This window comes from Paenibacillus sp. D9, assembly GCF_001188365.1.
Classification (GTDB): domain Bacteria; phylum Bacillota; class Bacilli; order Paenibacillales; family Paenibacillaceae; genus Paenibacillus_O; species Paenibacillus_O humicus.
The window spans coordinates 3,163,598-3,176,705 of sequence record NZ_JZEJ01000001.1; the positions used below are offsets into that span (position 1 = coordinate 3,163,598).

General features: G+C 58.4%; 10 protein-coding genes and 1 pseudogene. All 11 read right to left on the bottom strand.

Features of this window, described 5'->3' with window-relative positions:
- Window positions 1-22: 22 nt before the first annotated feature.
- Window positions 23-1,072 (bottom strand): N-acetyl-gamma-glutamyl-phosphate reductase, encoded by a 1,050-nt coding sequence (argC, locus tag VE23_RS14350; protein WP_049869744.1) that lies wholly within the window; start codon window positions 1,070-1,072, stop codon window positions 23-25.
- Between the two features lie 199 nt (window positions 1,073-1,271).
- Entirely contained in the window at window positions 1,272-3,470 is a 2,199-nt protein-coding gene (locus VE23_RS14355; protein ID WP_049868345.1) for a stalk domain-containing protein, read from the bottom strand.
- An 18-nt stretch (window positions 3,471-3,488) separates the two neighbouring features.
- Window positions 3,489-3,833: an EamA family transporter gene (locus tag VE23_RS14360; RefSeq protein ID WP_049868346.1), complete on the bottom strand. Its 345-nt coding sequence runs from the start codon at window positions 3,831-3,833 to the stop codon at window positions 3,489-3,491.
- Window positions 3,833-4,234 (bottom strand): DUF2304 domain-containing protein, encoded by a 402-nt coding sequence (locus VE23_RS14365; protein ID WP_049868347.1) that lies wholly within the window; start codon window positions 4,232-4,234, stop codon window positions 3,833-3,835. The genes VE23_RS14360 and VE23_RS14365 overlap by 1 nt, the downstream gene beginning before the upstream one ends.
- Window positions 4,224-4,979: a glycosyltransferase family 2 protein gene (locus VE23_RS14370; protein WP_048745181.1), complete on the bottom strand. Its 756-nt coding sequence runs from the start codon at window positions 4,977-4,979 to the stop codon at window positions 4,224-4,226. Before VE23_RS14370 ends, VE23_RS14365 begins: the two co-directional genes overlap by 11 nt.
- Window positions 4,957-6,246 carry an ArnT family glycosyltransferase gene (locus VE23_RS14375; protein ID WP_049868348.1) on the bottom strand — a complete coding sequence of 430 codons (1,290 nt, stop codon included), beginning with the start codon at window positions 6,244-6,246 and terminating at the stop codon, window positions 4,957-4,959. Before VE23_RS14375 ends, VE23_RS14370 begins: the two co-directional genes overlap by 23 nt.
- A 309-nt stretch (window positions 6,247-6,555) precedes the next feature.
- Window positions 6,556-7,401, bottom strand: coding sequence for a YitT family protein (locus VE23_RS14380; protein WP_049869745.1), 846 nt, complete (start codon window positions 7,399-7,401; stop codon window positions 6,556-6,558).
- Between the two features lie 258 nt (window positions 7,402-7,659).
- Window positions 7,660-8,776, bottom strand: a protein-coding gene (gene prfB / locus VE23_RS14385) for a peptide chain release factor 2 (RefSeq protein WP_198156173.1) whose coding sequence is annotated in 2 segments (ribosomal slippage) — window positions 7,660-8,703 and window positions 8,705-8,776 — 1,116 coding nt in all. Because the reading frame shifts where the segments join, the coding sequence is not laid out codon by codon here.
- Window positions 8,777-9,033: 257 nt separating this feature from the next.
- Window positions 9,034-11,544 (bottom strand): preprotein translocase subunit SecA, encoded by a 2,511-nt coding sequence (gene secA, locus VE23_RS14390; protein WP_048745178.1) that lies wholly within the window; start codon window positions 11,542-11,544, stop codon window positions 9,034-9,036.
- Between the two features lie 307 nt (window positions 11,545-11,851).
- Window positions 11,852-12,400: pseudogene (hpf, locus tag VE23_RS14395) on the bottom strand (ribosome hibernation-promoting factor, HPF/YfiA family).
- A 354-nt stretch (window positions 12,401-12,754) separates the two neighbouring features.
- On the bottom strand, window positions 12,755-12,952 hold the full coding sequence (locus VE23_RS14400; RefSeq protein WP_028599014.1) for a cold-shock protein: 198 nt from the start codon (window positions 12,950-12,952) through the stop codon (window positions 12,755-12,757).
- Window positions 12,953-13,108 lie beyond the last annotated feature (156 nt).

Here is a 13,108-nt window from a genome sequence, read left to right on the forward strand (position 1 = left end):
CTAGTGGGGTTCCGCCAGGGAATTAAGGATACATCGGGATGAACTGCAGGCCGGCATTCTCTTCCCAGCCCATCATCAGGTTGAGGTTCTGGATTGCTTGGCCGGCTGCGCCTTTGACGAGATTGTCGATGACCGACACGATCGTCACACGTCCTGTGCGACGGTCAACGGCAAAGCCGATGTCGCAGTAGTTCGAGCCGGAGACTTCCTTCGTCGCCGGCAAGACGCCTTCCGGCCGAATGCGCACGAAAGGGCGGCCCTCATAGAACTGCCGATACAGCTCGATGAATTCCTGCTCGGTCCGATCTTCCGCCAGCGAAGCGTACATCGTCGCCATGATGCCCCGCGTCATCGGAACGAGATGGGTCGTGAAGGTGGCGACGATATCCCTGCCTGCCGCATCGGACAGGACGCGCTCGATTTCCGGGATATGCTGATGCTTGTTGACCTTGTAGGCCTTGAAGTTCTCGTTCAGCTCCGAATAATGGGTGCCTAGGCTCGCCCCCCTGCCCGCGCCGGATACGCCGCTCTTGGCGTCGACGATCAGCGAGGACGGATCGATCCAGCCCGCCTTGATGGCCGGCACCGCGCCCAGCAGCGTCGCCGTCGGATAGCAGCCCGGATTGGAAAGCAGCTCCGCCCCGCGAACCTGCTCTCCGTAAATCTCCGAGAGGCCGAATACCGCCTTCTCCAGGTAGGCCGGATCGGCGGCCGGCTTGCCGTACCAATGCTCATATACATCCGGCTGAGGCAGGCGGAAGTCGCCCGACAGGTCGATGACCTTCAGTCCTTCCTCCAGCAGCTGGGGCGCCATCCGGCTCGCCACTCCGGCCGGAGCGGCCAGGAAGACGACATCCGCCTTGCTCTTGATCTCTTTGGGGTCTACGCCATCCAGAACCCCCGGGAAAATATCCGACAAATGCGGGTACCCGTCCGCAATCGGCGTTCCGGCGCTGGAAGAGGAAATGACCGAACTGACCTCCGCATACGGATGCGCCTGAAGCAGCCGGATCAGCTCAACGCCTCCGTAGCCGGTTGAGCCTACAATGGCAGCTCTTGTTTTTGTCCCCATCATCCAGCACTTCCCTTCCTCGCCCTGATTCCTGAGAGAGGCCGCCGCAGGCCTCTTATACCTGAATCATTATACGTTTATATTAATAATAATACAACCGGAAATATGACACTCCTTTCCTTCTAGAACCGGCTTCCGCCTTCCTTCAAGAGAGCAGAAAAAGACGCGGATAGATTCCGCGTCTTCTCGGCTTGAAGGTTCAGCTCCTTACGGACGGCAGCGGCGACAGCAGCAGGCAGAACGGAAGATTGCTTCCGGCGGCTGGAGAGATCCGGATCTCTACGGATTCCTCGCCTGCTCCCGTCCGGTAGAGAACGCTGTTCTGATCGGTTGCAGAGGCCGCTCCCAGATGGGAGAACGTGACGACCGAGCCGTTGACCAGCGCCGAGCCGCGGAACAGGCCTCCGCGCGGATTGAAGGTCAGCAGCGTATGGGGAGCCACGCGCTCCAGAACGATCTTGTACAGCACTCCGTAATTGCCGGAGTTCGTCGCCGGCGTCCCTTTGATGCCGTCATAGCCGGTCTGGAAGGGATCGGCATTATTGTCGCTCAGATAGATCCTGGCAGGGGTCGTCCCCACGACAGGCGCATAATCGAATATCCGGGTGGAATCTGCAAAGGTCCCTCTGACGATCGACTGGTTCGGATCCAGAAACGGCAGGCTGGGTAGAGCGGTCAGAGGATCCCGATCCGCTTTGACGACCAGAGAGGTGTACTTGACGGCGCTGTCGCTGGCCACTTCTCCCTGGAACGTGACGATATCGCCCTGGCTGAGGGCGTTCTGGCCTATCTCCTGGAACAGGAGGCGCGTTTCGCCCGGAGCCAGCACCAGCTCCCGCGCGGCAGAGCCGGATGCGATCGAAGCGAAGTAGCGCTGCAGCGACATCTGGCCCGCTATTTCGCCGTAAGGAGTCGGACCTGCCATTCCGGAGCTTTCGATGAAGAGCGTTGCCGGCCGAGGGTTCGGATTGCTTGCGAGCATGTAGATTTTCAGCTTGGGTCCCGTTGTGTTTTTGTGGTGAAGCAGAATCCTTGCGGGGCCGTCGATGACGTCCTGGTACAGTACCCCTTCCTCCCGGATGGATTCCGGACCGGTAGAGCGGAAGAGCGTATAGGGCTCGGTATCGTATGTAAAAGGCAGCAGCTCCATGTTCTTCACGGACGTTCCGTCGATGGGAAAATTGGAGCCGACGGGCGTGAACAGGCGGTTGAACTCATCCTCGGCATACAGCGTTTCGTCCGTAATCAGGATTTCCTGCGAAAATGCGGCGGCAGCTCCATGCTTGTCGGTCACCGTCAGCGACACTGTCACTGGGCCGGGCCGGAAGTAAGCCGCCTGCTTCCCCGTCCACTGGCGGTCCGTGATGGCATTTTCTTCATCGGTGCTTTCGTCGGCAATGACGACCGGCTCTCCCATGCGGTACTCCTTCTTGTCGGTGCTGAACATCGCCACAGGAGGAATGTTGGGGCTTGTTACGGTTATGGAAAGGGTATAGGGCTTGCTCCATCTCCCCGCGGTATCCTGAACCTGATAGGTGACGGGATAAATGCCCGGCTCTGCGAACACCTCCTGGCGTCCTTCCCATTTTTCCTGCACGATCTGGAGATTGGACGGGGAAGAGGCTCGCGCCTTGTATTGAACCCGGGTTTCGCCGGCGATAATGTCGCCAGCTTGAACGGTAAACGATGCCGCCGGTTCGGCAGCCTGCTTGAGTGTAATTGTATGCGAGCGCTGATCGACCGTGTAAGGAATTTGCAGCGCGGCTGTGATCGAGGTGAGCGGCACCATGAAGACGCCTTTGTCCGTATAAGCCGCCCCTTTCATCAGCGTCCGGATGCCGCTGGCCGTATAATACTTGCTCTTGTTCGTGAAACGGGCCTCCAGCCCCGCCTTGCGGACGACGGTCTCCTTCTTGGCGGGGACGTACGCGACGCTGAAGCCGAGACGTTCCGCCAGCGAGCGCAGGCTTCCATAGGAGACTCCGGCTTTGACGGCGAGCGGCCTGGCTGCCGTGTAGGCCTTGCTTCCCTGCTCCATGCGGGCGCTGTTCATGTACAGCAGCAGATCGCCGGATGGCGGGACGGGCATGCTTGGCGAGGCGTTGCTCGTTGGAGACTCGCTTGGCGGGGAAGCATCTGAGGATGGGCTCGGCAACGCCGCTCCCGGCGATAACTCGGCGGCAGCGGCCGGATTCGGCGCCGCGCTTGCCGACGCTCCTTCGCCTGAAGGAGCGGTCGGCGGCGCTGCCTCCGACGCCCTCGATCCGTCGGCCGTTATGCCGAGCTCGGACGCAGCTCCTGATGCTGCTGCATATGCTGCGGATGCCGCAGGCGTCTCGGCCGGAACCGGTACGGACGCGGCCAGCGCAAAGGCCAAGAACATCATTTTCCCTTTCAAATCCACAACTCCTTTGGTTTACTTGACGCCGATCACCAGGACGCCGGCCACGATAATGCCGCATCCGATCCATCTGTTCGGCGGAACGGCCTCCCCGAACAGCCGCCATGCCAGCAGGAGGCCGAGCACATAGGCCAGACTTTGCAGCGGATAAGCTGCGCTGAGGGGAAGCCTCGACAGCACGGCCAGCCACAGAACCGTGGCGATGCCGTAGAGGGCGATGCCCGCGAGGATAAGCGGAGACAACAGAACCTGAAGGAGATTGTCCGTTCCCAGCCCTCCGGTCCGATCCAGTCCGAGCTTCCAGATCGTCTGTCCCGCAACCAGACACAGGATGTTGAAGAGAAGCAGCAGGTAGGCCATCACGTCATCTCCTTTTGTGCGGGATGCTGCATAGCCCCTTCCAGCTCCTCCACCCGCCGCTCCAGCCGCCTGACCTGCTCCTGCCGGAGCGCGGCCGATTGGGTCAAGGTGATCGTTTTCTGGGTCAGGGCTGAGAGGGCCATCGTCATATGCAGAAGCAGGAACAGAACCCCCATGAGTCCGATGAAGTACAGCAAGGAAGGAGCGTACACGACATGAATCCGTTCCGCGAGGCCGTCGAGCAGTCCGGGAAACAGGGAGAGCGCCGTCATCCCCGTCCCCAGCAGCAGCCACAGCATGGCATACTGCTCCCGCAGCTTGCGCCTGCGGATGAGCAGCAGGATGGTGCATACAAAGCCAAGACTGACTGCAAAGCTGATCCAATAAAATTCAGTTCCCATATCCGATGCTCCAGTCGCGCTTCTTTTTCGTCTTGGTCATGAGCACGGCCAGGATGACCTTGGCCATGTAATAGGCCGACTTCATCGCCGATATGCTGGAGACGCCTCCCTGACGCTCCGACATGACGACCGGCACCTCGATGAAGGAGCCGCGGTGATTGTCCAGAAGCACAAGAGCCTCCACCTCCGGGTAGTCCACCGGATATTCCCGGGCGAATAAAGCAATGGCTCTGCGCCCGCAAAGACGGTACCCCGAGGTCGGATCGGTGATCCGCTGTCCCGTCAGAGCCGATGCCAGGCGGGCAAGCAGGGTGATGCCGAGCTTGCGGGCGAAGGTGGATTGGAAGCCTCTTCTCTCGATGAAACGGGAACCGACGACCATATCGGCTCCCCGCTCCTTCATCGCTTGCAGCAGAGCGGCCAGGTCGGCGGGGTTGTGCTGGCCATCGCCGTCGATTTGCGCCGCATAGGCATAACCGTTCTCCTCCGCGTAGCGGTATCCCGACTGCACCGCCCCGCCGATGCCGAGGTTGCAGCCGAGATTCAGCACCGGCACGCCCTCCATCTCGGCTTGGCAGCCGGTGTCGTCCGCGGAGCCGTCGTTGACGACGACGATGTCGGCATAAGGGGCCAGCCGCCGGATGGACTCGATCGTGCCCCTGATCCCGGCAGCCTCGTTGTAGGCCGGGACGATGACCAGCACGTCCGCTTTCTTTTTGGACTCATGCGCCTGCCGTCTTTCCATCGTCAATCCCTCCTTTGCCATGCGGCTTGTTCATCCGATTGTCCTGCCGGCGGCGCAGGGCTTGGACGGCCATGACAGCCGCTGCGCTGTCGAACACGATAAAAAACGGCATCGCCGTAAAGTTGTACCGGTACTCCGGGACAAACAGCAGCCGGAGCGCCGACATCGCGGCGAGCAGGAGGGCAGGCAGCGCCGCGGGATGCCTCCAGCTGCGGCCGATCACCATCGCGGCGCCGGCCAGCACCCCGGCCCAGATGATCGCCAGATGATAGACATACCGCATCGCAGCCGGCATGACGGGGTACAACGGCGTATGTCCGCTTCCATAGAACATCCGGCCGTAGGTGTACTTGAGCTTGCCGACGGTATACCACTTCACATAGGTCCGTGCATGCTCCGTGAATCCGATGCGAAGCCGTTCCTTTGCTACCTCCATCTGCGTTTTGCCATGCCTGTCCACGAGTCCGTCCTCGTAGTTCTTGTCCGGATAGGTTCCGGCCGCGAACGGATTTACCTGGGTGGAGGCGACAACGAGCTCATGCAGCGCGACAGCATTGCGTACGACCCATGGAGCAAGCACGAGCGCCAGCCCGGCACCGCAGATGACGAATTGAAGCAGCGTCTGCTTCCACTTTCGGCTCCACAGCAGGAAGAGCAGGTGGACAAGGACGAACAGCGGCAAAAACTCCGGCCGAGTCAATACGGCGAGTCCAAGCGAAGCCCCGGCCAGCAGCATCGGCAGCTTCCGCTGTGTCCGGTAAGCGAGAAGCTGGACATAGACGTAAAGCACCAATAGAAAAGCGGCCAGCGTCTCCGTCAGGATGCCTCCCGTCGTCCAAATGAAGGCGGGGTACACGGCACCCAGGAAAGCGGCCAGCAAGCCGGCCCATCTTCCTGCCAGCATCGAGCCGAGCCGGTACATAAGCACGAGCATCGCCGTGCTCAGCAGCGCTTGAATGCAGCGGATCCACGGATAAGGATCGTGAACGCGGTAGTCCACCGCCTTGTATACAGCCGCCATGAAGAGCGGATATCCCGGAGTAACCTGAGCATTGGACTCCCCGCTCTTGTAGGCGTAGATTCCCTTATCCAGCAGCTGCCTGACCATGATGTCATAGTTGACCGTGTCGTGGCTGACCTTGTGGCTGACCGACAGCACGAAGTCCATTCGCAGGAAAGCCCCCAGGCCGACGACGGCCAGAAGCAGAAGGAGAACGATCTTTGGGCTGCTCTTCTTTTGATCCCGTTCAAAGGCGACAACTTTCATTTGATCCTGCTTCCCCTTTCCCTGGCTCGGCACTTGACCGAGCGACACTCTCGCGGTCGTTTCACCCATTATCGCTGGAAAGGCTTAATAATCTGTTGACCAGGTTTTTAACATTTTCTTAGAAATTTCGACGAGTTCCCTTAATGGAATCCGGGAAATAAAAAAACACTTTCCCTAGCGGGCGGAGAATCCGGTCGGATCCAGCCGCTGCTCGAAAAAGTGCTCGATATTGATTTCCTTGCCTTATCTGTGCCCGATTATTCCGAAATCTGTGCCCGATTACTCCGGATTGCTCCAGGTTGCTCTGGATTACTCCAGCTTGAACCCGCGTCCCAGCACCTCCGCCGTATGGCTGATGATGACAAAGGCTTCGGGATCGACCGTCTGCACGAGCCGCTTCAGCTCGGAAACCTCGTTCTGGCTGACGATGACCATCAGCACCGTGCGCGCATCCCCCGTGTAGCCACCATGCGCGTCCAGGCGCGTCAGCCCGCGGTCGAGATCATGCAGCACGGCGTCCGCCAGCTCTTCCGCGCGGGAACTGATGATGAACGCGACCTTGGATAGGGCGAGTCCCGTCTGCACGATGTCGATCGTCTTCGTCGTCACGAACAAGCCGATCAGCGCGTACAGCGCATTCTCCGGCGAGAGGAACAATCCCGCTGCAGCGATGACAAGGCCGTCCAGGCAAGCGACGGATAAGCCGAGCGTCAGCCCCGAGTACCGGTGCAGGATTTGAGCCGCGAGATCCGTGCCGCCCGTGGAGCCGCGTCCTTTGAACACCAGTCCGAGTCCAAGTCCGACGCCGATTCCTCCATAGATCGATCCCAGCAGCGGATTGTTCGTCGGAGCGCCCCAGTGCGCCGTCAGCAGAACGAATAGAGGCATGATTGCCGAGCCGAACAAAGTCTGCAGGGCGAAGCGGCGGCCCAGCAGCAGCAGTCCCGCGAAAAACAGCGGTATATTGAGCGCCCACTGCGTATACGCGGGCGTGATGCCGTATAAATGCTGGATAATGACCGATATCCCGGATACGCCTCCGGAAGCGACCCCGTTGGGGAGCAGGAAGCAGTTGAAGCTGATGGCGATGATAAACGCTCCTGCGAGCAGCAGCAGCGTATTTGTGACGGGATGATTGATGAGCGGTTTCGTCATGCGGCGGGTCTTGCGGCTCTTGCCGCGTTCCGCGTTTGTCTGCTTTTCCCTCGATGACCCTTCGTTCCTGTTGCTCACGAGTTTTCCCCTCTCTAACTCCGCTGGCCGCGTGGAGAGTCCGGCTTCCCAGAAGCCGATTTCCCCTGCTCTGCCGCGGTAACGCAGAGCATGATTTCATTCCGCGCGAAAAAGAGTTCCACACTGTATCCAGTGTTGGAACTCTTCCGTGCTTCTATTCGCTGCGTGCCTCGCCTGCCCTCAGGCTTCCGGCTGCTGCCTGATCTGGTGGCGCAAATAGCCGTTGATGAAAGCATCGAGATCGCCGTCCATGACGGCGCCGACGTTGCCCGTCTCCACCGAGGTGCGATGGTCCTTGACCATGCTGTACGGATGGAAGACATAAGAGCGGATCTGGCTGCCCCAGGCGATATCCGACTGCTCCCCGCGAATCTCGGCCAAATGCTTCTGCTGCTCCTCGATCTTGCGCTCGTAGAGCTTGGAGCGGAGCATCTTCATCGCCTGCTCGCGGTTCTGGATCTGGGAGCGCTGCGTCTGGCAAGCCACGACGATCCCGCTCGGAAGGTGGGTGATCCGGATCGCGGATTCCGTCTTGTTGACGTGCTGGCCGCCGGCGCCGCTGGAGCGGTACGTGTCGACCTTGAGGTCCTCCGGACGGATCTCGATCTCGATATCATCCTCGATCTCCGGCATGACGTCGCAGGAGACGAAGGAGGTATGACGGCGGCCAGATGCGTCGAACGGGGAAATCCGCACGAGCCGGTGCACGCCTTTCTCCGCCTTCAGGTATCCGTACGCATTGTGGCCCTTGATGGAAATCGTGACGCTCTTGATGCCGGCTTCGTCGCCGGGCAAGTAATCCAGCAGCTCCACCTTGTAGCCGTGCTTCTCGGCCCAGCGCGTGTACATGCGGTACAGCATCTGGCCCCAGTCCTGGGACTCCGTGCCGCCGGCCCCCGGATGCAGCTCCAGAATCGCATCGAGCCTGTCATACGGCTGGTTGAGCAGCAGCTGCAGCTCGAAGTCGGCGATCTTGCCCATCAGGTCGGCCACGCCATCCGTCAGCTCGGCATCGAGAGATTCATCCTCTTCCTCGCCGGCCAGCTCCAGCAGCGTTTCCAGATCCTCCTGCTGGGAAGCGAGCCTGTCGTACAGCTCTACGACGGACTTGACCGCATTCATTTCGGCGATGACCTTCTGCGCCTTCTCGTTGTCGTCCCAGAAATCGGGAGCGGTCATCTTCTCTTCATAGTTGGCTATGATCTCTTGTTTGAGATCTAAGTCAAAGAGACCCCCTGAGAGCTTGGAGCCGCTTTGCCGCCTCGCGCAGGTCTTGCTTAACCGTTACGTCGATCATGACAATGCTTCACCTCAAATTTTCGTCTATTCATGACAGGAGCCGGGAGCGGGCGCGTACGGCGCGTCTCTCCCGGCCTCTCATGCTGTTGGGACTGCTGCCCGCCAGGCACAGTCATCCTGCCTTGCGGTTCACAGCCATCATGCGTTCCAGTCAGCCTGGACGCGCTGCCGACTCGGCTGTTTGCCGAGGCAGAGCCTGAACAGCTGCGGAGTTCCTTGCTTGCCGTGGCAGCGCCTGAGCAGTTGCGGAGTTCCTTACTTGCCGTGGCAGAGCTTGTATTTCTTGCCGCTGCCGCATGGGCAAGGATCGTTGCGGCCGATGCGCTCCTCGCGCTTGGCCGGACGCTGCTCGCGGCCTTCGCTGCTGCCGCCCATTTCCACGACCTGGCCCTTGACGACTTCCTGGCGCTCCAGGTTCTGCTCGACCTGGGCCTTCATGATGTATTTCGTAACTTCTTCCTGGATGGTGTCGATCATTTCCTTGAACATCTCGAAGCCTTCGAACTGGTACTCGCGAAGCGGGTCCGTGCCGCCGTAAGCGCGAAGATGGATGCCCTGGCGCAGCTGGTCCATGGCGTCGATATGATCCATCCACTTGCTGTCCACGGCGCGCAGCACGATGACCTTCTCGAATTCGCGCATCGTCTCGCTGCCCATGGCTTCCTCGCGCTCGTCGTAGAGCGCCGTCAGCTTGCCGAACAGGAATTCGGAAATCTCCTCCGGCTCCTTGCCCCACAGATCTTCCTTCGTGACGGCTCCCTCGTTGAGGAAGGTCGCTTCGGCATAATCCACGATGGCTTGAAGATCCCAGTTCTCCGGAACCTCTTCCTTCGGACAGTGGGCTTCGACGATGCGGTCGATGACCGGCTTGACCATATCCATGACGATATCGCGGATGTTATCCGAGAACAGCACCTCGCGGCGCTGCTTGTAGATGATTTCGCGCTGCTGGTTCATGACGTCGTCATACTGCAGGACGACTTTGCGTGTGTCGAAGTTGTTGCCCTCGACGCGCTTCTGGGCGGATTCGATCGCCTTCGTGATGAGGCGGCTTTCGATCGGCTGGTCTTCCTCGAAGCCGAGACGCTCCATCATGCCCATGATATTCTCCGAGCCGAAGCGGCGCATCAGATCGTCTTCGAGCGACAGATAGAAGCTCGAGGAGCCCGGATCGCCTTGACGTCCCGCGCGTCCGCGCAGCTGATTGTCGATGCGGCGGCTCTCATGGCGCTCCGTGCCGATGATATGAAGGCCGCCGATGTCATGCACCGTATCGCCGAGCAGGATGTCCGTGCCGCGGCCGGCCATGTTCGTCGCGATCGTGACGGAGCCTGCTTGTCCGGCGCGGGAGATGATCTCCGCTTCCTCGGCGTGGTACTTGGCGTTTAGGACCTTATGCGTGATGCCGCGCTTCTTGAGCATTTCCGACAGCTTCTCGGAGTTCTCGATCGATACCGTGCCGACGAGCACCGGCTGGTTCTTGCCGTGCCGCTCCACGATCTCCTCTACGACCGCCTTGAACTTGCCCATCTCGGTCTTGTAGACCACGTCCGGGCTGTCTTGACGGATCATCGTACGGTTCGTCGGTACCTGCAGCACCTCGAGGCCGTAGATCTTCTTGAACTCCTCCTCCTCCGTCTTGGCCGTACCGGTCATGCCGGCCAGCTTGCGGTACATCCGGAAGTAGTTCTGGAACGTGATCGTCGCGAGCGTCATGCTCTCGTTCTGGACCTTGAGGTTTTCCTTCGCCTCGATGGCCTGGTGGAGGCCGTCGCTGTAGCGGCGTCCGGACATGATCCGGCCCGTGAACTCGTCGACGATGAGCACTTCTTCCTCTTGCACGACATAGTCTACGTCGCGCTTCATAATCGCATGCGCCTTGAGCGCCTGCTGGATATGATGGTTGAGCGTAACGTTCGCATGGTCGAACAGGTTCTCGACGCCGAACGCCTTCTCCGCCTTCTCCACGCCGGCTTCCGTCAGCATGACGGAACGCAGCTTGATGTCGACGGTGTAGTCTTCTTCATGCTTCAGGCGGCTGACGAACTTGTCCGCCGAATGGTACAGCTCCGTCGACTTGGCCGCTTGTCCCGAAATGATGAGCGGCGTACGGGCCTCATCGATGAGAATGGAGTCCACTTCGTCGATGATGGCGAAGTAGAGCGGCTTCTGAACCATTTGTTCTTTATAAAGGACCATGTTGTCGCGGAGATAGTCGAAGCCGAATTCGTTGTTCGTTCCGTATGTGATGTCGCAGGCATAGGCTTCCTGCTTCTCCTCATGGGAAAGGGAATGCAGGTTGCAGCCGACCGTCATGCCGAGAAACTCGTACAGCGGACGCATGATCTCGCTGTCGCGGGAGGCCAGATAATCATTGACGGTGACGACATGCACGCCTTTGCCGAGAAGGGCGTTCAAATAAACAGGCAATGTTCCGACCAGCGTTTTGCCCTCGCCTGTTTTCATCTCCGCGATCTTGCCTTCATGCAGCGCCATGCCGCCGATCAGCTGCACATCGAAATGCCGCATGCCGAGAACGCGCTTGCCCGCTTCGCGGACCGTCGCGTAAGCTTCCGGCAGCAGGTCGTCGAGCTCCTCGCCGTTCTCGAGGCGGTCGCGGAATTCCTGAGTCTTGGCCCGCAGCTGCTCGTCCGTCAATGCCGCAAACTCCGGCTCGATTCCATTTATCGCTTCGACCGTTCGCAAGAGCCGTTTTACTTCCCGCTCATTCGCGTCGCCGAAAATCTTCTTCACCAGTCCGAGCATGGTTTTCCCCTTTCGTAAACCCACTTTGCCTTAATTTTAACAGTTAGCCGACCCTGTAGCAATGAGAGGCAAATCATTTCCAATAAGTAATAGGGCTTCTTCTTCAATCTAAGCGATAAAAAGCTTGTGTACTAAAACAACTGACATCGTTGCTGCGCAAAATAATCCGCAACCTATATACGCGCTTACCCGCCCTACAGTTGCCAGGCAACGGCTGGAATGGACGCAGAAAGCCCTCTCCGGCAAAGGAAAGGGCGTGGTTTGAATCGTTATTGGATGCTTCAACGGCCGGCTTCGAGCTGTCGGGTCAGCCCTGCTCGATCAGACCGTACTTGCCGTCATTGCGGCGGTAGACCACGTTCACTTCCTTGGTCTCGATGTTGGAGAAGACATAAAAGCTGTGTCCGACCATATCCATCTGGAGTATGGCTTCCTCCACATCCATCGGCTTCAGTTGGAATTTCTTCATTCGTACAACTTCAAGGTCGTCTTCAGAATCATGCAGCTGAACAGAGCTCACATCGTCCTCGCGGAACAGCGTCTTGATGCTTTCATTCTGCCGGAATTTGCGGTTGACCTTCGTTTTGTATTTCCGGATCTGGCGCTCCAGCTTGTCGACGACCGTATCCACCGAGGCGTACATGTCGGGGCTTTTCTCTTCGGCCCGGAGAATGACTCCCGTCATCGGAATCGTCACCTCGACGCCGTGGCGTCCCTTGTGGACAGCCATCGTCACATTGGAGTCTGTGTTGAGGGGGGCATCAAAATACTTTTCCAGTCGGTTCAACTTCTTCTCGACTTAATCGCGCATGGCGTCCGTCACCTGAATGTTTTGACCTCGAATGTTGTAGTTCATTGAGCACTCCTCCTTTTGCATGGTCCCATTATAACATGGGTTGCGCTTTCAAATCAAAAGACTTATTGGCCAATTGTGAATATTCTGAATACTATACTTTTTATTGTTTTTCCGCGATTCCGATTCAAGGAATCATGGTTATTGCGATTAAATACCGATGAAAAAAATCTCCATCAGCCTTTCGTCCCTCCCTCTTGAATTCGGCTATAGTGTCTTACTAACCGCTTTTATACGAAAAAAATCATGAATCGCCGAAAAACAAAACACAAAAAAAGAGGCCCTGCAATTGCAGAGCCCCGTACAGGCACTTGTCATTCTCGTCAATCATCTATGCATGGCCGATCGGCCGGATGATTACAGTTTGACTACGTTGGCAGCTTGTGGACCGCGAGCGCCTTCTACGATGTCGAACTCGACGGATTGGCCTTCTTCCAGGGTTTTGAAGCCCTCGGATTGGATTGCGGAGAAGTGAACAAATACGTCGCCGCCTTGCTCAGTCTCGATGAATCCGTAGCCTTTTTCTGCATTGAACCATTTCACTTTACCTTGCATTCAGAACATTCCCTTCATCTTCAAATGCTGTGAGACGCCTTGTATGCATGGCCCACATTTTGACTATAGCACCGGATTAAAACAGTTGTCAATATGGGATGGAAGCGGATTCATAGCCTGTACGGCCTTGAAGGAGCGCGATCTAGATTCGCTTCC

Bases quoted from the DNA above. Each gene is read 5' to 3' on its own strand.
- argC (WP_049869744.1), bottom strand. From the start codon at position 1,072: ATGGGGACAAAAACAAGAGCTGCCATTGTAGGCTCAACCGGCTACGGA.
- VE23_RS14360 (WP_049868346.1), bottom strand. From the start codon at position 3,833: ATGGCCTACCTGCTGCTTCTCTTCAACATCCTGTGTCTGGTTGCGGGA.
- VE23_RS14365 (WP_049868347.1), bottom strand. From the start codon at position 4,234: ATGGGAACTGAATTTTATTGGATCAGCTTTGCAGTCAGTCTTGGCTTT.
- VE23_RS14370 (WP_048745181.1), bottom strand. From the start codon at position 4,979: ATGGAAAGACGGCAGGCGCATGAGTCCAAAAAGAAAGCGGACGTGCTG.
- VE23_RS14375 (WP_049868348.1), bottom strand. From the start codon at position 6,246: ATGAAAGTTGTCGCCTTTGAACGGGATCAAAAGAAGAGCAGCCCAAAG.
- VE23_RS14380 (WP_049869745.1), bottom strand. From the start codon at position 7,401: ATGACGAAACCGCTCATCAATCATCCCGTCACAAATACGCTGCTGCTG.
- secA (WP_048745178.1), bottom strand. From the start codon at position 11,544: ATGCTCGGACTGGTGAAGAAGATTTTCGGCGACGCGAATGAGCGGGAA.
- VE23_RS14400 (WP_028599014.1), bottom strand. From the start codon at position 12,952: ATGCAAGGTAAAGTGAAATGGTTCAATGCAGAAAAAGGCTACGGATTC.